This window comes from Shewanella sp. DAU305 (genome assembly GCF_026802235.1).
Classification (GTDB): Bacteria; Pseudomonadota; Gammaproteobacteria; order Enterobacterales; family Shewanellaceae; genus Shewanella; species Shewanella baltica.
The window spans coordinates 2,548,068-2,569,765 of the sequence record NZ_CP113808.1 but is presented as its reverse complement, the minus strand read 5'-3'; the positions used below and the strand labels follow the sequence as shown (position 1 = coordinate 2,569,765).

19 protein-coding genes are annotated in these 21,698 nt (G+C 44.2%); 9 read left to right on the top strand and 10 right to left on the bottom strand.

The features are described from left to right. Positions 1-83: 83 nt before the first annotated feature. Complete coding sequence (gene cysB / locus OX890_RS10945; RefSeq protein ID WP_126491768.1) at positions 84-1,067, bottom strand: HTH-type transcriptional regulator CysB; 984 nt, start codon at positions 1,065-1,067, stop codon at positions 84-86. A 228-nt stretch (positions 1,068-1,295) separates the two neighbouring features. Here cysB and zomB point away from each other — a divergent pair, with 228 nt between their 5' ends. Beyond that, positions 1,296-2,075 carry a flagellar motor control protein ZomB gene (zomB, locus tag OX890_RS10940; RefSeq protein ID WP_006086247.1) on the top strand — a complete coding sequence of 260 codons (780 nt, stop codon included), beginning with the start codon at positions 1,296-1,298 and terminating at the stop codon, positions 2,073-2,075. A gap of 226 nt (positions 2,076-2,301) precedes the next feature. Here zomB and topA read toward each other — a convergent pair whose 3' ends face one another. Beyond that, entirely contained in the window at positions 2,302-4,944 is a 2,643-nt protein-coding gene (gene topA / locus OX890_RS10935; protein WP_006081959.1) for a type I DNA topoisomerase, read from the bottom strand. A gap of 330 nt (positions 4,945-5,274) precedes the next feature. Between topA and astB the strand changes: the two genes are divergently transcribed. Further along, complete coding sequence (gene astB, locus OX890_RS10930) at positions 5,275-6,609, top strand: N-succinylarginine dihydrolase (RefSeq protein ID WP_126491767.1); 1,335 nt, start codon at positions 5,275-5,277, stop codon at positions 6,607-6,609. A gap of 113 nt (positions 6,610-6,722) precedes the next feature. After that, entirely contained in the window at positions 6,723-7,481 is a 759-nt protein-coding gene (locus OX890_RS10925) for an IS5-like element ISSod6 family transposase (RefSeq protein WP_126491766.1), read from the top strand. Between the two features lie 135 nt (positions 7,482-7,616). On the opposite strand, the gene OX890_RS10920 is transcribed toward OX890_RS10925, so the two are convergent. After that, on the bottom strand, positions 7,617-10,070 hold the full coding sequence (locus tag OX890_RS10920) for a hypothetical protein (RefSeq protein WP_126491765.1): 2,454 nt from the start codon (positions 10,068-10,070) through the stop codon (positions 7,617-7,619). Between the two features lie 222 nt (positions 10,071-10,292). On the opposite strand from OX890_RS10920, the gene OX890_RS10915 reads away from it, so the two are divergent. From OX890_RS10915 to OX890_RS10900, 4 genes are all read left to right on the top strand, one after another. Then, complete coding sequence (locus OX890_RS10915; protein WP_268649201.1) at positions 10,293-11,615, top strand: dicarboxylate/amino acid:cation symporter; 1,323 nt, start codon at positions 10,293-10,295, stop codon at positions 11,613-11,615. A gap of 194 nt (positions 11,616-11,809) precedes the next feature. After that, entirely contained in the window at positions 11,810-12,169 is a 360-nt protein-coding gene (locus OX890_RS10910; protein WP_006081963.1) for a hypothetical protein, read from the top strand. 183 nt (positions 12,170-12,352) lie between these two features. Beyond that, complete coding sequence (locus OX890_RS10905) at positions 12,353-13,027, top strand: response regulator (RefSeq protein ID WP_006081964.1); 675 nt, start codon at positions 12,353-12,355, stop codon at positions 13,025-13,027. Further along, a complete protein-coding gene (locus tag OX890_RS10900) occupies positions 13,018-14,367 on the top strand; it encodes an ATP-binding protein (protein WP_107404381.1) in 1,350 nt (449 codons plus the stop codon). The genes OX890_RS10905 and OX890_RS10900 overlap by 10 nt, the downstream gene beginning before the upstream one ends. Before the next feature lie 94 nt (positions 14,368-14,461). On the opposite strand, the gene OX890_RS10895 is transcribed toward OX890_RS10900, so the two are convergent. Further along, positions 14,462-15,157: a 2OG-Fe(II) oxygenase gene (locus tag OX890_RS10895; protein ID WP_107404380.1), complete on the bottom strand. Its 696-nt coding sequence runs from the start codon at positions 15,155-15,157 to the stop codon at positions 14,462-14,464. A gap of 118 nt (positions 15,158-15,275) precedes the next feature. Here OX890_RS10895 and OX890_RS10890 point away from each other — a divergent pair, with 118 nt between their 5' ends. Continuing rightward, the gene (locus tag OX890_RS10890; protein ID WP_107404379.1) at positions 15,276-16,538 is read left to right on the top strand and encodes an HD-GYP domain-containing protein; all 1,263 of its coding nucleotides are present in this window, start codon (positions 15,276-15,278) and stop codon (positions 16,536-16,538) included. A 196-nt stretch (positions 16,539-16,734) separates the two neighbouring features. Here the strand turns inward: OX890_RS10890 and corA are convergent, their stop codons facing one another. The 4 genes from corA to cobB all read right to left on the bottom strand — a co-directional run bounded on the left by corA (position 16,735) and on the right by cobB (position 19,716). Beyond that, a complete protein-coding gene (corA, locus tag OX890_RS10885) occupies positions 16,735-17,682 on the bottom strand; it encodes a magnesium/cobalt transporter CorA (RefSeq protein WP_006081968.1) in 948 nt (315 codons plus the stop codon). 126 nt (positions 17,683-17,808) lie between these two features. Further along, positions 17,809-18,180, bottom strand: a complete 372-nt coding sequence (locus OX890_RS10880; RefSeq protein ID WP_006086239.1) for a hypothetical protein — start codon at positions 18,178-18,180, stop codon at positions 17,809-17,811. A 358-nt stretch (positions 18,181-18,538) separates the two neighbouring features. Further along, complete coding sequence (locus tag OX890_RS10875) at positions 18,539-18,988, bottom strand: ATP-binding protein (RefSeq protein WP_006086238.1); 450 nt, start codon at positions 18,986-18,988, stop codon at positions 18,539-18,541. After that, positions 18,985-19,716 carry a Sir2 family NAD+-dependent deacetylase gene (gene cobB, locus OX890_RS10870; protein ID WP_006086237.1) on the bottom strand — a complete coding sequence of 244 codons (732 nt, stop codon included), beginning with the start codon at positions 19,714-19,716 and terminating at the stop codon, positions 18,985-18,987. The genes OX890_RS10875 and cobB overlap by 4 nt, the downstream gene beginning before the upstream one ends. 257 nt (positions 19,717-19,973) lie before the next feature. On the opposite strand from cobB, the gene fur reads away from it, so the two are divergent. Further along, positions 19,974-20,405 carry a ferric iron uptake transcriptional regulator gene (gene fur, locus OX890_RS10865; RefSeq protein WP_006081972.1) on the top strand — a complete coding sequence of 144 codons (432 nt, stop codon included), beginning with the start codon at positions 19,974-19,976 and terminating at the stop codon, positions 20,403-20,405. A gap of 81 nt (positions 20,406-20,486) precedes the next feature. Here fur and OX890_RS10860 read toward each other — a convergent pair whose 3' ends face one another. Then, complete coding sequence (locus tag OX890_RS10860; RefSeq protein ID WP_006086236.1) at positions 20,487-20,984, bottom strand: GNAT family N-acetyltransferase; 498 nt, start codon at positions 20,982-20,984, stop codon at positions 20,487-20,489. 108 nt (positions 20,985-21,092) lie between these two features. Then, positions 21,093-21,500: a nucleoside diphosphate kinase regulator gene (gene rnk, locus OX890_RS10855; protein ID WP_006081974.1), complete on the bottom strand. Its 408-nt coding sequence runs from the start codon at positions 21,498-21,500 to the stop codon at positions 21,093-21,095. Positions 21,501-21,698: the final 198 nt, after the last annotated feature.

Below are 21,698 nucleotides of genomic sequence, written 5' to 3'. Positions count from 1 at the left end.
ATTCATGAAGTTTCAGCTAAACATTACCCCATAAAAATGCCGCTTATATTAGCGGCATTTTTATATCAGTAAATCATCGCCAATTAACGCATTGGCAGATTTTTATCGGCAAACATTTCATCGATAAGCTGTTGATCCCGTAAGGCGACAGCTTTCTCCACCACGTCACGGGTTAAATGCGGCGCAAAGTGCTGAATAAAATCATACATATAACTGCGTAAGAAGCTGCCCTTCCTGAAGCCAATTTTAGTCGTACTGTGGGCAAACAAATGGCCAGCATCAATCGCAACTAAATCTTTATCGATATTAGGGTCAATCGCCATAGAGGCGATGACGCCCACACCTAATCCTAAACGGACATAGGTCTTCAACACATCGGCACTGGTCGCACTAAAAACAACACGCGGCTCTAAATTGGCGCGATTGAACGCTTTCTCAATTTCAGAAGCACGGTCAAAACCAAAGACATAAGTCACTAAGGGGAAGCGCGCTAAATCTTCGATGCTAATCAAATTATTTGGGCTACGGGTCGCAAGGGGATGATCTTTAGGAACGACGATGGAGCGATTCCAATGATAACAAGGCAACATAATCAAGTCGGAATACAAATGCATTGCTTCAGTCGCGATGGCGAAATCCGCATCACCGCGAGCCGCCTGTTCACTGATCTGTGACGGCGTCCCCTGATGCATGTGTAAGTTCACTTTAGGGTAGCGATCAATAAACTGGCGAATAATCGTCGGCAATGCATAGCGCGCCTGAGTGTCTGTTGTGGAAATATTTAACTCGCCTTGATCGGGCTTAGTATATTCCTCAGAAACTTTTTTAATGCTCTCAACTTTACCCAAGATATCATTGGCAATGCTGATCACTTGCAAACCTGCAGGTGTGACATGGGTTAAATGCTTACCGCTACGACCAAATATTTGGATCCCCAACTCATCTTCAAGCATGCGAACTTGTTTACTGATCCCAGGTTGAGAGGTATACAAGTTTTCAGCTGTCGCCGATACATTGAGGTTATGTTTTACGACCTCAGCAATATACCTGAGTTGTTGCAGTTTCATCTTATTTCCTTGTTTCAAACACGCAAAATGCCATTAACAACTGAGCCCTCAAAGCACTCTCAGCTATAATCAATCGTTATAGTATATAGTAAAACTTAAAGCAAATAGGAATATAGAGCACAAGTCTGCAGATTCATACGACAGAAATGATAACCTAGGCTAAGATAACTATGCTAGTTTATTGATTTATTGTAGCATTAGCTCAATTGGATAAATAATGGAACATCTATGTCATTCACCTTGGTTCTGATCCTCATCGGTGCGCTTTTACTGCTTGTTATCGGAATTAACGTATTACAACAACAAAAAGAACGCGTAGAGGCTGAGCGGCGCATTGAATTTGCCCGTCAAAGAGCAATTATCGATGAAACCGAAGCTGTGTTATCAAACACAGGGATGATGCCTTGTAGCACGAATATTGTGTTGGTTTTGTACCGTCGCGTGCAAGATGCCTTGCAGGCTGCGACAGCTATTAGTAATAGCCAACAACAGTCTGATTACCAGCGCCGACTAGCCGATATCAACAATCAAATAACAACCTTACAGTCTGGTCAACCTCAATCACCACCGATTGAGAATTTCAGACTACCCGATAACGACAAACAAATTTTAGCGCTAGTGCAAACCTTGAAAAAGCTCAAGGCGATACTTAGAGCAGAACATAACAAAGGGAAAGTCGACCCGAGCATTTTTGCTCAGGAAGAAAGTCGTATCGACAGTTTACAGCTCAGGATCAATGTTGATTCCATGCTTTCCCGAGCCAGAGCGGCCAGTTTTATGAAGCAGTATGGTTCATCAAAACAAATGGTGACTAAAGCACTATCGACATTGCACGCGATTAAGGCACAAACGCCTAATGACCCTTTCATTGGTCGTAAAGTGGATGAGGCTAAACAATTGCTTGATGAGATTATGGGCGCGCAAAAACAATCTGAACCCAGTGCACCAAGACCTAAAAATGAAGAAGATGATATCGACATGCTGTTTCAGCCGAAAAAGAAATGGTGATCAGTTACTGTGTGCTTACCTTTAAGTTAAATTAGCGGCACGTCTTACACTCGTTCTTCAGCGTTATTGGGCGTGGTGAGTGAGTGCGAGTAAAGCGAGCAACATTTTTGGCTCATTATCTACAGCAACAAATCAGTCTCTAAAGAAAATCGAAACAAAAAAGCCAAGTCATCATTGACTTGGCTTTTTTGTTGTTGCCTTAGCATTAAGCTAGCTCAATCCACCGCTATGCGCTTTTCTTGGCTTTCTTGGTAGTCTCACTCACCCACTTGCCATTCACGTAATGGGCTGACCAACCAGTAGCTTTACCGTCGACTTCAGTCGCAACATATTGCTCTTTCGTCTTACGGCTAAACTTCACCGCTGCTTTATTGCCTTCGTCATCAGTGACGGGCGCATCTGCTAAATATTGATACTTAGGCCACAGCAGCTCGCGGTATTGAACCAGCTCCTCAACCAGAGGTGCACGGGTTTCCCGTGATTTAGGGAAAGTACTGGCCGCTAAGAAGATCCCTGCTGCACCATCACGTAATACGAAATGGGCATCCGATTTGCTGCATTTCAGATCAGGCAAATAGATAGGATCTTCTTTTGGTGGCGCAGCCTCACCGTTCTTCAGTAATTTACGCGTATTTTTACATTCGCTATTGGTACAACCAAAATACTTACCAAAACGGCCGTTTTTCAGTTCCATGTCGTGGCCACAGCGATCACACTCAATCAGCGGGCCTTCATAGCCTTTGATCTTGAATTGGCCTTCTTCGACTTCATAGCCTTCACAAATAGGGTTGTTGCCACAGACGTGCAGCTTACGCTTCTCATCAATTAGGTAACTGTCCATTGCTGTGCCGCAAATACCACAGCGGTGCTTCGCACGCAGTGCATCTGTCTCGGCATCTTCACTGTTTTCGCTAATTGCCTCAACGCCAGGTGTAAGGTTCATCGTTGTCTTACAGCGCTCTTTGGGAGGTAATTCGTAACCAGAGCAACCCAGGAAAACACCAGTCGTTCCTGTACGAATACCCATAGGGCGACCACAGGTTGGGCACTTGATATCCGTCATTACCATTTGGTTAAGACGCATGCCACCTTCTTCGGGATCGAGCTCCGCTTTTTCTAATTGCTTAGTAAAGTCAGCATAGAAACCATCGAGCACTTTTTTCCAATCTAATTCACCGCGAGCCACATCATCTAATGTTTGCTCCATACTGGCGGTAAAGTCATAGCTCATTAAATCAGCAAAACTGCCGACTAATCGCTCGCTGACAATTTCGCCCATTTTTTCGGCATAGAAACGACGATTCTCAACTTTTACATAACCCCGATCTTGGATCGTTGAAATAATAGTTGCATAGGTCGATGGGCGGCCAATACCGCGTTTTTCTAATTCTTTAACTAAAGAGGCTTCGCTGTATCGAGCTGGCGGTTTAGTAAAGTGTTGTTTAGGTTGCAACTCTTTTAACGCTAATACATCGCCTTGTGCCACAAATGGCAACGTATTGTCTTCTTCGTTTTTCTTCTTGAGCGCTGTTTGTACGCGAGTCCAACCATCAAAACGTAAAGTACGTCCCGTTGCTTTGAGCTCATAGTCACCCGCTTTCACGGTCAACTTAGTGGCATCATATTGTGCTGGTGTCATCTGACACGAAACAAACTGTCGCCAAATCAGCTCATATAAGCGCTGAGCGTCACGCTCCATGTCCGATAAGGTCGCCGCTTGGACATGAACGTTCGATGGACGAATCGCTTCGTGAGCCTCTTGTGCGCCTTCCTTAGAACCATAACGAATGGGTTCAGCGGGTAGATATTTATCACCAAACTCTTTGGCAATCATATCACGCAAGTTTTCAACGGCTTCTTGACTCAAATTGGTCGAGTCGGTACGCATATAAGTGATATGACCAGCTTCATAAAGTCGCTGAGCCATCATCATGGTCTTCTTCACACCGAAACCTAAGCGCGTACTCGCCGCCTGTTGCAATGTCGATGTAATAAAGGGCGCAGAAGGTTTGCTTTGGGTCGCTTTGTCTTCGCGGGCCAGCACGGTAAAACTCGCCGCGGATAACGCTTGAACCGCGGCCATCGCTTGCTGTTCATTGATAGGATTAAAGGCCGCATCTAAATGCTTAACCACTTCCATCCGCAAGGCTTCTTGAGCGGGCGTACTCAGCTCTGCATGTACATCCCAGAACTCTTCCGGTACAAAGGCTTTAATTTCGCTTTCACGTTCAACCACTAAGCGAACAGCAACCGACTGCACTCGTCCAGCTGATAAACCGCGAGCGACTTTTTTCCACAGCAGTGGCGACACCATAAAACCGACAACTCTGTCTAAGAAGCGACGGGCTTGCTGGGCATTAACCATGTTAGTGTCGAGTGTCGACGGCTTGCTAAAAGCGTCTTGAATCGCAGACTTAGTAATTTCGTTGAAAACCACACGTTGATACCGTGAAGGATCACCGCCAATCACCTCTTGCAAATGCCAGGCTATAGCTTCTCCCTCACGGTCTAAGTCGGTTGCGAGATAGATTTGGTCGGCAGAATCGGCAAGTGCCTGTAACTCTTTAACAACCTTTTCTTTGCCAGGCAAAATTTGATACTTAGCCGCCCAGCCCTTTTCAGGGTTTACGCCCATGCGAGACACCAGCGCTTGCTGATCTTTCACCTTTTTATATTGAGCTTTTTCTTCTGGCGACATTTTCTTAACTTCGGCAGCGGATTTAACCTTTTCATTGCCTTCTGAAGTCGATGATGTCGGCAGATCACGGATGTGACCTACGCTCGATTTAACGATGAATTCTTTGCCAAGATATTTATTAATAGTCTTAGCTTTGGCCGGTGATTCGACAATAACTAGCGATTTACCCATAGTTTAATTTGCGCCAAAAAATCTCAAGAAGGTGGAAATTGGCACCATATATAGAGGGTTGTACTGATAGTTTCAAGTTAATCCCTCTTTTATATGTACCAGCGAGTCACTTTTTAATCAAAGTTGAAAAAATGTAAAAATATAATATGCGTAATTAAAAACTAATATTTCATTATTTGCCAGCAAGCAAGAAATAGTTATGCATTTATCGTGAAAAAGTCGCTTTGAGCACAAAACCGTCCGCTTGTGCACTCGAAAAGCTTCAGTATACTGGGTTCCTTCAGGGACCATATGAACAAATAATAACTTTCCCTATCACAAGGATAAGCAATGAAGCACTTTGAAGCGAATTTTGATGGACTCGTTGGACCAACACACAATTACGCAGGGTTGTCTTTTGGCAATGTCGCCTCGCTCAGCAATGCCGCCTTAGTTTCTAACCCCAAAGCTGCTGCGAAACAAGGACTCCAAAAAGCCAAAGCACTTGCCGATATGGGCATGGTTCAAGGTATGTTAGCCCCTCAAGAGCGCCCAGACCTCTATACATTGCGCCGAATTGGATTTTCCGGCTCTGACGCCAATGTATTAAAACAGGCTGCGAAAGAAGCGCCTATGCTGCTTAATGCCTGCTGCAGTGCATCCAGTATGTGGACTGCCAATGCCGCAACTGTCTCACCCAGTGCAGATACGCGTGACGGCAAACTGCATTTCACCCCAGCAAATTTAGTCGATAAACTGCATCGCAGCATCGAGCCCCTCACAACGGGGCGCATATTAACAGCAACTTTCAGTGATCCCCACTATTTTCATCACCATAGTCACTTACCTGAGCATAATAGCTTCGGTGATGAAGGTGCGGCGAACCACACTAGGCTATGCAACGAGTACGGCCATGCCGGTGTAGAATTGTTCGTTTATGGACAAGAAGCCACCAATCCCAATGCCCCTAAACCGCAAAAGTATCCAGCAAGACAAACCTTAGAGGCATCGATGGCAGTGGCACGCTTACATCAGCTGGAAGAGGATAATTGCGTCTTCATCCAGCAGAATCCTGATGTCATTGATCAAGGCGTATTCCATAACGATGTTATCGCAGTCGGTAACCAGAATGTGCTGTTCTATCATGAACAAGCCTTCTTAAATACCCAACATAAAATTGATGAAATTAAACGTAAGATCGATACTGAACTGTATTTCATTGAAGTGCCCACCGCTAAAGTGGCGATTAACGACGCAGTCAAAAGCTATTTATTCAATACCCAGATTATTACGCTTCCCTCTGGTGAAATGGTCATTGTTGCCCCAACTGATTGCCAAGAAAATCCCGCAGTATTTGCCTATTTGAATGAACTACTGACGCTAAACACTCCCATCAAGCAAGTGCTTTACTTCGACGTAAAACAAAGCATGCAAAACGGCGGCGGCCCCGCCTGCCTGCGTTTGCGTGTTGCGATGAATGAGATGGAAGTTGCGGCCGTAAATCAACACACCTTAATGAATGATGCCTTATTTGCGCGTTTAAATCTTTGGGTAGACAAACATTACCGTGACAGATTGACCACCCAAGATCTTGCTGACCCTCAGCTAATCATCGAATCTCGCACTGCATTAGATGAGCTCACGCAAATCATGAAACTAGGAAGTGTTTATCAATTCCAACGATAATGAATAAATATAATTCCAATGACTAGGGTCTGTTGATCTTTCTAGAGTGATTTTTAGACAGCATGGCAAGACGTTATAATTTGCTTCGCCAAAAGTAACCATAACCTCAAGCCATGCCAAGACTTATGCTAACCGATGCACGCTGGGAAAAGCTATTTCATTTAATGAAAAGCACAGGCCGTGTTTATGACAAACCTGAACATAGACAAACATTCGAAGGTATTCTTTACCGCCTTAGAACAGGTATCCCTTGGCGAGATTTACCTAAAGAGTTCGGTCATTGGAGCACGGTCTTTAGACGGTTTCATTTATGGTCTAAGAAAGGCGTTCTGACACATTTATTCAAGGCCTTAGCCAACCTTGCTGATATAGAATGGGTCTTTATTGATGGCTCGATAGTGCGGGCTCACCAGCACAGTGCAGGTGCAGCGACGCTAAGTAATGAGAGTATTGGTAAAAGTCGAGGCGGTAATTCAACCAAAATTCACTTAGCCGTCGACAGCGGAGGATTACCGATTTATTTCGAATTATCAGAAGGCCAAAAACACGATATTACACACGCCCCCAGCTTAATTGAGCACCTGAAGCAGGTTGATACCGTCATTGCAGATAAAGGTTATGACAGCGATGCTTTTCGTGAACTTATCGCAAATAAAGGCGGGAAATCTGTTATTCCGAGGCGCCGCTATAAGAATACACCTCAAGAAAGAGTCGATTGGTGCTTATATCGGTATCGACATTTAGTGGAGAATGCTTTTGGAAGAATTAAACACTATCGAGCAATATCAACAAGGTATGACAAGCTAGCAAGAAATTACGCCAGTATGGTGTCACTGGCGTTTATGTTAATGTGGCTACCGATGTATTGCTGAACAACATTTGTACAGCAAAGATCAACAGACTCTAGACACTAAAAAGCGCACAATTAAGTGCGCTTTTATTTATATTTTTGTCCCGTCCTAAATAGCGTTAACACTTGTCGATAATTTTATTTCATAGACATTAGACTAGTGGATAACGACAGGGATCGTTGCAATCTGCGTTAAAACACCTTTTTTAGTCAGTGCTTCAATCACTAATGACCCTGCATCAGGTTGGTCAGCACCTTTTATAAGAACGCTATACTTTCCTGCCCCGTTATCATTTGAAGATGCGATAGTGAAAGAGCCTTTACTTGCTAAGCTACCAGCTGAGGGGGTAAACGTAATGACTGTTCCTGAAGGCAAAGGCTGATTATGTAAATCCCCAATAATAATAGTTACGCCACCAGTCGACTTACCAATAATGTCAATCGTATTGTTATCGTTTAGACCATCACACACATCAACTATAGCTTTATCATCAATACAACTATCAGTAATTACTGGAACAGAAGCCATAGCATCACTACCCGACATTACCAAGACTAACGAAGCACGCACATTCAGCGAAGTATTACCCGCTGCACATCCGGCATGTTTACTGCCATTAGCATCCAATTGGCACAAACTACCATTGTATAAACCATCTGCTTGGTCATAAACGCCATTACTATTAAAATCAGTAAACACTTCAGCATCCCCTCCCTCTTCACCACCTGCTACACTTGGGTTAAAAGTACTGTCTTCATTATGGTCGACAAACGCTTCACTTAAGTCATACGGATTACCCGATACATCCTTTTTGCTTAAAAAATTAGCCACTTCAGATGCGTCAAAACGTCCATTGCTATTAGTATCTGGGAAAGACTCTTCACCGATAGCCGTAGCTAAAATCGTCACGCGTCCGCCATAAGGTTGACCCAATTCCGCATCTAACGAAGGTTCTTTACCTTGCATTGCTAACGTATCACCAGTAGGGCGAGGATTTTGACTTGTCCATTTAACTGAACAAGCACCATTAACTGTCAAACACGAAGACGCTATCACACCGCCCTCTGTGGTAAAGGAAACAGCTGTGCCATCGGGTACAGGGTTGTTGAATGCATCAGCCAATCGTGCCGTCACATCAACCTCAATGCCATCGTAGTCCCAACCTTCAGGGCTTAGGTTTGATGCCGATAAAGAAAAGCTATCTTGGTCAGGTAAACCTGTCGAAATAACTAATTGATTCGATTGACTTGATATTGCTGGCGTACTGCCAGCAACCACTGCAGTAACCCTTACACTTGTTGATACTGAGCCCGAATTAACTACCGTTTGAACAACTCCCTGACCATTTGTAGTAGCAAACTCAGGATCAAGAGTGATATTGCCAACTTCAGTATTGAGCGAGAAATTCACACGTTGATTACTAACCGGAATACCATTTTTATCCATTACTTTAAATTTCACGGTTGAGGCTTCTGCCCCACCGGTTCCTTTAAGCCTAATGACTTCGGGTAATGCCTCTAGGAAAAAGATACTGCCGACACTTGCTGGTAAGACATTTACCGTCGCCTTGGCGGTTAGAGATTTTCCACCAACATTTGCGCTTATATTTATAGTATCGTCCCCCACACAACCTTTTGCTAAGTAGGTACTGGTTGCAATACCATTAACCGCGACTACAGGCGTGCTTAATTCAGCTTCAGCATTCGCCTTCAAAGCACAAACAGAGGTGAATTGCACTTCAACAGGATCGGCAAATGGATTTCCTGCGTCATCCTGAATAGCTACAGAGACACTTGAAGTCCCACCCGCTGAAACAACCGAAGGCTCAACAGATGCAACACCATTTTGAAATGGAGAACCACTCCCCATAAAGACATTAGTCGCACCGATACTAAACACTAGTGGTTCCGATTTTTCTCCCGTGAGTAACGTTGCTGTCGCACTACCTGCTCCCGGCTGGGTACCTGCTAAAATTTGAACATAAGCAACACCTTGTTCTGTAACAGCGGTATCAATGGGTAATTCACCGCGCGTACTGGAAAATTGCACAATTGTTTGCTTGGAAATACCTGTCACATTAGCAATAAGATAACCAGGTGAAAGAGATGTTATTGTTGAAATAGGTGTTTTTGACTCAAGATCACTCACCATTACTAAAGCCACCTGTGCACCTCCAGTTGATGCACCACCATCACCTTTAGTACTAAAATCAATAGGATTAGATCCTATTGCTGTCCCGCTAGCGGGTGTATATGTTGCAGTAATCCGGCCAGAACCCAGCTTATTTCCTGGTAAAACATCGATAGAAACTTTGCCATCAGCATTAGTCACACCACTATCAGGTGTTAAAACCCCATCGCCTTCTAAACTAAAAATAATGCGCCCAACATAAGGGCTTCCATTTTTAGTTAATGTCGCGTTCAACTTTCCTGGAATAGCATTCGAAATATCTGTTATAGCCTGACCATCCGAGTTAACTAATTCCAATTTAACAACAAACTTATCAGATGGCGTCGTCCCACCATCATCGGAGATGCTGCCTCCACCACCACATGCAATTAAAAAAAGTGAACACAATCCTGCGAGAAAAACCTTATACGCTGACTTCATTGTCAGGCTCCCTGTTACTCTGATGATGATACTTAAGCTAGACGCTTATTACTTATAGGCTAACATTACACAATTTTCACCAATTTTACCCACTAGAACCTTATTTTATTTCACAAATAACACAAATACTTTAACGCTATTTGTCATTTCATCTTCGCCGTTTTCTTGCTAGTCTTGTGAGCGCCAAAAAATAGAATGTATAAAAAACACACAGGACTCCCCATGGCAATTTCGATAAAAAATAAACTCGGCCTTACAAGTAAAATTCTGATCGGTATGGGAACAGGTATTGCCTTAGGTCTCTTACTCCGCAATGCCTTTCCAGAAAGCGATATCGTAAAAGACTATATTACCGAAGGTTTTTTACATGTTATCGGTACCATTTTCATCTCCAGCTTAAAAATGTTAGTTGTTCCTTTAGTCTTTATTTCATTAGTTTGTGGCACTTGCTCACTGAGTGAGCCTTCAAAATTAGGCCGTTTAGGGGGCAAAACCCTTGCTTTCTATTTATTCACCACCGCAATTGCTCTCGTAGTTGCGATTGTCAGTGCAGTCCTTATACATCCTGGGAACGCTTCACTCGCTTCAGAAAAAATGGAATACATTGCCAAAGAAGCGCCAAGTCTTTCAAGCGTGATTATCAATATAGTCCCCACCAATCCGATGCAGGCATTGAGTGAAGGCAATATGCTACAAATCATTATTTTTGCGGTGATTTTTGGTTTTGCGATTGCCCATATTGGTGAGCGAGGTAAACGCGTTGCGGCTTTGTTTGAGGATTTAAATGAAGTCATCATGCGCGTCGTGACACTGATCATGCAGCTTGCACCTTATGGTGTGTTTGCGCTGATGGCAAAACTTGCATTAACGCTCGGTTTAGAAACCTTTGGTAGCGTAGTTAAATATTTCTTCGTGGTTCTCGGTGTATTACTGGTCCATGCATTTATTGTTTACCCTACACTTCTAAAACTTTTCTCTGGCCTCAATCCGTTAATATTTATCCGTAAAATGCGTGATGTGCAGCTATTTGCCTTTTCAACAGCAAGTTCAAATGCCACTTTGCCGATTACCATAGAAGCCTCTGAGCATAGATTAGGTGTCGATAATAAGATTGCCGCCTTTACGCTCCCCTTAGGTGCAACCATTAACATGGATGGCACCGCAATCATGCAAGGTGTGGCAACTGTATTTATCGCTCAGGTTTTTGGCATTGAACTCTCGCTCACTGATTATGCCGCCGTTGTTGTGACAGCGACATTGGCATCAATTGGTACCGCAGGCGTACCGGGTGTCGGACTTATCATGCTGGCCATGGTATTGAATCAAGTTGGTTTACCGGTTGAAGGTATTGCACTGATTATCGGTGTTGATCGCCTACTCGACATGGTACGTACTGCAGTAAACGTCACCGGTGATTGTGTGGCGACCGTGGTCATTGCGAAATCTGAAGGTGAATTTAACGAGCAAGTGTTTAACGACACTCAAGCGGGTAAGGTTGCTAGAAATTTTGATGAGCAAGTTCATCATTCAAATAGCTCTAACTAGCCTTAGTTAAATACCAATCACGCCCAGCCTCTGTGTTGGGCGTTTTTGTTTACGCTTTTTGTTTACACTTTTGTCTGTACTTAGCCCAATTAATTTTTCTACAATTAGCAAAATGTGAACATGCCAATAGTATGGCAGTTTGTTTTTAGCTACATTGTTTTTACTATCTTAATACGTTAAATGGAGCTAAATAAATGTGGTGGAGAAGTCTTTGGATCCTGATAGCTTGCTGGCTATTGTGTGCCCACTTTGTGCGTTATGAACAAATTAGCTTTGCCATTCCCTTTGCAATTGCGCCCTTAGTTTTATTCTTTAACTCGGTTTACTTACTGCGTTTATTACAAACTTTATTATTTGTGAGTGTCTTTGCCGTCTGGGGCGTTACGACGATCGAAGTGATACAAGTGCGTTTAGCGCAAGAAGCGCCTTGGTTAAGATTATCTTTGATTATGATGGCGGTGATGTTATTTACCTTAGGTGCAATTATCTGTGGTAACGGTATTTTGCGGATCAGAAAACAAAAGTCTCCTTGGGGAAATTCACCAATACGCTAGCACTCCATCGGTAAAACTTTCTTATTCAACAATAAATGAGTACTTATTTTGACCACACGTTCTGCTCGGTCAGCAAAGGTTAAGTTCAACTAAGATATGCTGATACTCTATTTGGTTATCAGTGTGATTTTGCGTAGACTGCTTTGCTAATGCTTAGCTCATCCACTTTAAGGCATGTATATTATGAGAATTTTGGTTGTTGAAGACGATCCTATTTTATCCCACCACTTAAAAGTGCAATTAAGCGATCTCGGCAATCAAGTTCAAGTGGCGCTCACTGCCAAAGAAGGTTTCTATCAAGCCACGAATTATCCCATCGATGTGGCTATTGTCGATTTAGGTTTACCCGATCAAGATGGCATTAGCTTAATTGAACAACTCAGAGAAGCGGGTCTTAAAGCGCCGATATTAATCCTCACCGCACGAGTCAATTGGCAGGATAAGGTCGAAGGCCTTAACGCCGGAGCCGATGACTATTTAGTGAAGCCCTTTCAAAAAGAAGAACTCGTCGCTAGGCTCGATGCCTTAGTACGCCGCAGCGCAGGTTTTGTTAAACCTGTGATTTGCAGTGGAGAATTAAAACTCGATCTCGCCGCCAAACAAGTCACCCTGAGCGATGAAATCATGGAAGTCACCGCCTTTGAATATTTGATCCTCGAATATTTAATGCGTCATTGCCATGAGGTGGTTGCCAAACAACGTTTGCTCGATGTGATTTATGGCGATAAAGAAGGCGATCCGAATACGATTGAAGTCATGGTCAGCCGCCTGCGCAAAAAACTGACCCGCGATGGGATAGACAATCCTATCGTCACCATTCGCGGCCAAGGATATAAATTTAACCTGCCATGCAACTAAGATTAAAATTTAAGAAACGTCTGCTGACGCGGATGTTTCTCACCTCGCTATCGATTATTGCCTTAGTGGGTTTTGGTCTCGCATGGATGGTTAATATTCTGCATGCGCAAAATAGCTATAACGAAGAAACCGCACAACTCATTGCCGAAATTCCCCAAGTCGCCGCCGAATTGCGGGAGCACGATCTCATCCCCGATACCAGTGCGTGGCTGGAGGAAAATAATAAGCAAGAACGCTATGTGATTGCGAGTTGCGATGAAAAATTTAAACAAGTTTGGACTTCATCCCTCGCGGTAGACCGTGGCTTATTTGATACTTGCGAGCGTTTTAACGAAATTCGCAACGACTCCCCGCCCTATTATCTTACTATGGCCGATGACAGAGGTTACTTCGTCTATTTGCTCGCGGTGGAAATTGCTAGCGTACATTACAACCTGCTCGTCCTCAAAGATGCCGCCAAACTCGAGCAGGAATACAGTAAGTTCAGTAAACGCACTTATATTCGACTCGCCATGGTATTAGCCTTAGCGTTAATTCTATTGGTCAGCGCCGCCTATTGGGGAATGCGACCCTTAGTACGGATGCAGAATGAACTGCAATCGATTAACCAAGGGAAGAGTAAATCACTTTCAGAGGGTTATCCTGTTGAGCTCGAAGGGGTAACTCAAGCACTCAACCAAATGCTGCAACAATCGAGCGCCCAACAACAGCGCTATCAAAATGCCATGAACGACTTAGCACACAGTCTTAAGACCCGCTTAGCCGCTGTGCATGCCATCACAGATGACGCCAGTTTGAGTAAACAATCGGCGAGCGAAAAGATCATGGAACAGGTCAGCCAGATGGATCAGCTGGTCAAATATCAATTAAAACGCGCCATGTTAGGCCGCCAAGGCCTGAAGCAAGAACAGACTGTGATTGCGCCCTTAGTCGATCAATTAGCGCAAATGCTATTTAAGATTTACCGCGATAAGCAAGTGCAGTTCTCAGCGAGCATTTCCCCTTCCTTAATGTTTCCCGGCAACAAGGGCGACTTGATGGAGCTGTGTGGCAACCTTATGGAAAATGCTTTCCGCTTATGTATTAGCCAAGTGCATGTATCGGCTAAGATTAATTTACAAGGTGAGTTTGAACTTATTGTCGAGGATGATGGCCCAGGTGTCGAAGAAAGCTTAAGACAAAAGATTATCCAACGCGGCGTGCGAGCCGATACCCAGTCACCAGGACAAGGTATCGGATTAGCCGTCTGTGATGAAATCGTTCACAGCTACGGTGGTAGTTTAAAAATTGAGGAAAGCCGCTTAGAAGGTGCACTATTTAGGATCAGTATCCCTGTTTAAGGACCGGGATAACTCACAACAAAGGCTAAATACAAAATAACCAAATACAAATAGTTAAAACAAGGATGTGTAACTATGTGGATACTCATACTTATCAGGCAATCACAGCGTATAACTGCTCTGCTCGATTGAACATGATCCAAGAGGTGGCAATGTATTTGTCACCACTCACAGGTTTATTACCCCTATGCGTATGAGTGAATCCCGCTGGTGCTATCACCATAGTGCCTTTTTTCGGGGAAATTTTACGCTGCTGATAATAAAATTCGGTTTCACCGCCCGCTTCCACATCATTTAAATAAAACATATAAAGCACGACGCGATGCAAGGCTTCATTGTGACCATTTTGCGGGAATTGCTCCGAATGCCAGTGGGGATAACCGCCTTTATTCTGCTGATACTTTTGAACATTAATACTGCCACTGCGATACAAATACTTGACTAAACCATCGGCTCTAGGCGCACCCAGCGCTGCAAAATTAGCAGGGGTTAGCGTCGCGGGTTGGCCTTGTTCATCACTCACAGACACAGCGACAGCGCCCATTAACGCCATTGAATACTTTGTGAAATAATCTACCGCGCCCTTTAAGGTATAACCTAAGAGTTCGTTTCTGAGGGGCTGCAAGTCGGCGAAACTATCTAAGGTCAAATCGCGGCTGATCTTCTTCTCCAGATCAACGCCATTGCCCGTTTGTCCGTCGACAACGCCAGCATGTTGCTCAAATGCCAGAATGAGACGGTCACACAAGTCGTTTGGCAACGCATTAGGGTATACTTCAATAAAGTCCATACTTCCTCAATGGATTGGCTACTTTCTAGGCTTACTATGCTGACATGTTAGTTAAGTAATTGTAAAGCAGTATCATTGAGATAAAATAACCCACATTAGGCTTCACGATAACAAGAATATGAAAAAAAGCTGTAAAGTCTCAGTCCATCAACTTCAAGTCGGCAACTTTGTGCGTTTGCCCGTGGCTTGGAAAGATCATCCCTTTTTATTCAGTAGCTTTCATATTAAACAAGCTGCGCAAATCGAGTTGATTAAAAATCTGGGCATCGAACATGTCATCGTCGATTTAGAACGCAGTGACGTCGCCACGATACATGCTGATGCGGTCAACCCAATCAAATTACCGCCAAGTGCTGAGATCAATGTGCTTAAAAACGACATGGATCAGTACAAGGCCGAACAAATCGAAGTGCAAAAGAAATTACGCCGCGACATTCATAAAACCGAGCAAAACTTTACCCGCTCGGTCGCCATGATGCGCAGCCTCATCTCTAAGTTGCGTAATCGCCCCTTAAATGCGGTCGATGACGCTAAAGATTTGGTGCACACCATAGTCGAGCAGCTGCTCAACTCAGATAACTTAGTGCTGCACTTAATGAGCGATGCTAAGCAAGATGAAAGCATTTACTACCATTCTTTGAACGTCGCGATTCTTTCTATGTTGATCGCCAAAGAACTCGAATGGGATAGAAGTGAGATTGAAACAGTGGGTCTCAGTGCCCTATTCCACGACGTGGGTAAATTAAAAGTCCCGCCACAAATTCTTAAAAAATCGACCCCTTGGTCGGCGCCAGAGCTTAATTTCATCAAGCAGCATCCGTTACTTGGGATAGAACTGCTCAAATTAGCCGATAATTTTCCCCAAGCGGCCTTAGCTCCCATCACCAATCATCACGAATGTCTCGATGGCAGTGGTTATCCCAAAGGCTTAAAGGAAGAGGCGTTAGACAAAGTATCGCAACTGATTGCGGTAGTGAACGAATATGACTCCCTGTGTTATCCAAGCCAACAGGGCAAAGCCAGAATGCCCTATGCCGCTCTGGGGCATTTGTACAAGCAATACAAAACTAAGCTTAATCAAGAATACATTGGCAAGATGATCAAGATGCTCGGCATTTATCCTCCCGGCAGTGTGGTGGAATTATCCAGCGGTCAATATGCCATGGTGATGTCGGTTAACTTAACTAAATTGCTATGCCCTAAGATATTGGTTTACGATGCGTTAGTCCCTAAAGATCAAGCGCCTATCGTTGATTTAGAGGTTGAAGGGATAAGCATAGTGCGCTGCTTACCCCCTGCGGCGCTTCCTGAAAAAGTCCACGAGTACTTGAATCCCCGCGAACGAGTGAGTTACTACTTTGGTGGTGACAGTCGTAAATGATGGCTGAGTTAAGTAGCCGTACAATTGGTGCATAACTGGCGGCACTGATTTAATCAAAGTCATAGAGTTAGACTCGTGACATAAAGCTCATTAAATCGAGTAAAGCGATTAAATCGCAGTGATAAGAATAAGGGTCGAATATTATATTCGACCCTTATTTTTTTATTCGACAAAACCAACGCGTCTAGCGGCTGACTTATAACCAATGTTTACGTTTAAAGAAGAAGTAAGTACCGGCGGCACTGGCTAACATCATCACAATCGCCATAGGGTAACCGTATTGCCACTCAAGCTCAGGCATACTGGTAAAGTTCATCCCATAACTACTGGCAATCAAGGTTGGTGGCAGAAACACCACAGCGGCAACCGAGAAGATTTTAATGATTTTGTTCTGTTGCAGGCCACTGAAACCCATGGCCGCATCAAGCAAGAAGTTTAATTTATCGAAAATAAATTGACTGTGGGGCATCAGCGACTCGATATCCGATAACATTTCCCGCAAGTCCTTCAAGTGCTCATCGGATAGCTGGCCACGATAGTAACGCTGCATATAACGCAGTGAACGCTGGGTATCGAGCAAACTCAAACGGATTTTACCATTGGAGTCCTCTTGCAGAGTGATAAGCTTAAATACATCATCAAGCTCATCGTTATCAAATACTTGCTCACCGACATTTTCGAGAACTGTGTAAACGTCTTCGATTAAGTCAGACAGATAATCCACTTTCAGATTAAATAATTCGAGAAACAGTTCCTGCGGCGTCGACACATCTAACCGGCCCAAACGTAAATAGTTACGCAGCAAGCGGATAAGACCCACGTCTTCTTCACGGATTGTCAGTAAAAAATTGGTGCGAAGGTTGAAGGACACGTTAACGCCACGCACATCTTGGCCGACACGCTGGGGGAATAACGAATTGATATGCAGGCCATCGCTGTTTTGATAAAAACGTGCCGAGGCCTCAATTTCATTGATATCTTCTTCGTCAGGCACTTCTTCAACAGAAAAATGACTTAACCATTCTCGCTCCGAATCATCGGGTTTATACAGATCTAACCAAATGGTCGATGCGGGAATACTGTCCAGTATGCCGAGCTCTGTCACGGTAAGGTGACGATTTTCATACACATAAGCAGTAATCATTTGTCCTCCTGAAAAAAACTTAAGTTAACGATCCCACTTAAGTGCAGGCTAAAAAATTGTCGCTAGTTTACCGCATAAGTTGGCAATGAAAAGGCGCGAAAGATAATTTAGTAAAATAAATATGCCTTAATCGGTCTCGATGATTGCCAGCCGTTCTTGGGTCGAAAAGCGAATATAGATGCCATCGAGCGTCACCATTTTCGAGTCTGAAATATCGCCTTTGCGCACGCGATACTCGCCGTTATTGTCGGCATTGGGTGACACGATTCTAACCGTGACTATTTTGTGCTGATCGCGCCAATACCAAACACTATAACTGAGCACACTCAGTCCGAGCACCACAAACACGCCTGTGAGTAAATAACGACGCCACAGGGGTTCATTTAAACGTTTAGTGCTGATATTCGCGGCCTGAGGCACAATTTGTCGCTGGCGCTTCATCAGCAAAAACCAAGCGCCAGCAATGACTAAGACTGTCAGTAAAATTTTAGTGAGCATGGCCCCTTCCTTTGATGTACTTAGCCTGCGCGCAATAATTAATATAATGCCAACTACAATCGAGCATTAACTCATCAATGCCACACATAAGCTCGCGCATTATACATTGACCATCATACGCTGACTTAAGTGGATAAACTGTCTTTGGGATCAAGCTTAAGGCTCATGGTCAAAGAGAGAAGGAAAATGGTGAGTGACATTATGCAAAAGCAATGGTTTGAAACAGCGTACAACAGCCTTGTTACAGGACGAAAAGTGACAGTACGAAAACATCGCAGGCCATAGGTAAAGTAAAGGGCCTAATCAGATTTACTGCGACAAAAGCGTCACAGTACTCATGATGACTAAGCGCCTTATTTTAAAAATCCTCAAATACCTTTGCCATACGTTGAATTTGCGCCAAAGGCACGCCATGACGATTACGTTTTGCGCATTCCAACTGATGGGCAGGATTGCTCGGTTCGCCTATCAGCATAGTTCGGACTTGATAACCTAAGGCTTTTGCCGCCGCTTCATAGGCCATGTATTCCCAGCGGCACAGATTAGTGTTATCGCAAATCACCACGGGCTCGCCTGAAGACAGCGCCTGAATAAACCCCGCCAAATTACATTGATGGTACTCAGGTAACTTCTTGGCATCGAAGCGGTATTCATCTTGGTGATAGAAAAAGCTATCGGTCGAAAATACGCCGCGTTGGCGCACGCTGATGGCTTTTTCTAAAGGAAGGGAAAGAATATAAGTTTCAACCCAATGTGACTTACCACTGCCCGGTAAACCACGCATAATTATCGCGATTTTATTACTCATGCATTCGACTCACTGCCAATCACTCGGCCCGCTAAAATGGTATCGACCAACTGAGGCACTAACTCCCCCGCTTTGCCCGTGAGATGATACTGGAACTGACTATGTCTATCGGGTGCCATCATATTCACTTCTACTGTTTGCGCGCCGTGATGATTAGCGGTATCCACAAAACCTGCGGCAGGATAAACAGTACCAGAGGTGCCAATAGCAATAAACAAGTCGCAGTTATCCAGCGCATCGTGGATACGATCCATCCCTAAGGGCATTTCGCCAAACCATACCACATGGGGGCGTAAACGCTGGGCAGGAATACAGCAGGTACAACAATTATCTACACCAAAAGGCTCACGCAGAATAAAGGTCTGACGTGAGCGCGGGCAGCGACCTTTGGATAGCTCGCCATGCATGTGCAGCAATCGACGTGAACCCGCACGCTCATGCAAATCATCAATATTCTGGGTCACAACCAATAACTGGCCTTGAAATTCTGCCTCTAACTTAGCCAAGGCAAGGTGCGCCGCATTGGGCTCAACTGTGCCACTGTGCAATTGCTGCCAACGACTATTGTAAAAGCGTTCCACAAGCTCAGCATCACGTTCATACCCTTCTGGCGTAGCCACGTCTTCAATATGATGTTCTTCCCACAGACCATCTTGATCGCGAAAGGTGCGTAATCCCGACTCAGCAGAGATCCCTGCGCCGGTTAACACCACAATTTGCTGGTACATGCCGATTCCTTATTATTTTATTTATTTGAATTATTCTCACTGACTTTGGCGGCCGTGAATATTATTCCTTGGTATAACCATACAAAAACTATGCTTGAATTGCCGCAAAATATTGTGATTTAACGCCTATTGACACAATTTATCTGCATATCGCCCCATAAAGCCAGAACAAAGGTTTAAGTTTTCAACCTGAGCCCCTATAATGGCAAACACTATCCACGGATGAACCTATTGGTTCTGCAATCAAGAGATTAGCAATGACAGATGGAAATCAAGCGCTAAAAAAAGCGGGTTTGAAAATTACCCTGCCACGAGTCAAGATCCTAGAACTGATGCAAGGGCCTGAAAACCAACATATCAGCGCAGAAGATTTGTACAAGAAGCTGCTCGATTTGGGTGAAGAAATTGGTCTAGCCACCGTCTACCGTGTGTTAAACCAATTTGATGATGCAGGTATTGTCAGTCGTCACCATTTTGAAAGCGGTAAAGCCGTTTTCGAACTCTCGACTCAGCATCATCATGATCACTTAGTTTGCCTATCATGTGGCAAAGTAATTGAATTTTCTGACGATATGATTGAACGTCGTCAAGATGAAATAGCCATGAAACACAACATTAAGCTGACTAATCACAGCCTATATTTGTATGGCACTTGCACCAATGATACCTGTGAGCATAACGACGCTTAGTCGACTTTTGCTTTCATCAGCGTGACACAGAAAACCAGCCTGAGGCTGGTTTTTTATTGGATGATGTGAACAGGCAAACCGCTATAACACCTTGGCGTAGATATTCACTGTATGCCCCATAAACTCATTTTGCTCACGCCAGTGCATGCCAACGCGCTTAGCCACGCCTTCGGAGCCGAGATTCCCTTCTAAGATAAGTGCAATCGTCTGCTCAATCCCAAAGCGCTTAAACTCGGCTAATGCAGCAGATGCAGCCTCTGTACCAATCCCAGTACCCCAATACTCTGGGAAATAACGATAACCTAACTCGACTTCATTAAATTCTGGAATAAATTTAGGGCCACAGAATCCGATCACACGCTTGTCGGCTTTATGTTCAACCGCCCAACGGCCAAAACCATGTTGCTGATAATCGCCTTGGATCACCTGGTGGAATAACTCAAGCGCCTGCTCGCGAGACGTAAAAGCGGCAGAGGGAATGTATTTCAGCATCGCCGGATTACTGTTCATCAAATACAGGGCTTCACAATCTTGCTCGGTAAATGGCCGAATAATTAACCGTTCAGTTTGGGTTATCATCTTTACTCCTTCAAAAATGGATCGCTTGACGCATCAGCCAATCGTTAGCATGGTCATCACTGGCGTAAGGTCAACAACACTACGCCAGTGTATGCCCAATGTAGATGCTTAACGGTGGAAGTCACCGCTGCGCTCAGGCTGATACAGGATTTCTTCAATACGCACTTTTACCATGGAACCACCAGGGCCAGGCCATTCAATCTCATCGCCTTGTGACAGCCCTAATAATGCACTCCCCACTGGCGCCAAAATAGAAATCGTGCCCGCGCCGTTTACGTCTTTTGGATACACTAACCGTAAACAGAAAGTCTCATTACTGGATGAAACGCTAAATTTCACTTCCGAATTCATGGTCACCACATTCGCTGGCATCTGCGACGCAGGCACGATATCGGCTCTGTCTAATTCAGCCTCCAATGCCGCTTTGCCCGGAAACGCATTTGCCGGCAGTGACTCTAATAATCGCTCTAGTCTTTCTAAGTCGATTTCCGAAATAATGATTTTAGGTGTTTTCACAGTCTTTCCCTCGTAAAGAAACGTGATGTTCAAGCCGTTACTGTGGCTAACATCGACTCAGTGGCTTACCCTCCCCCAATGCGGTAAGCCCCATAATACAAATACGCTCGCAGCGAAAAGCTGCAACCGTGTGATATAAATTTGAATTCAAGATATTTTGCAGAAACAGCACTGAAGCCATAAGCACTTGGCTCATGG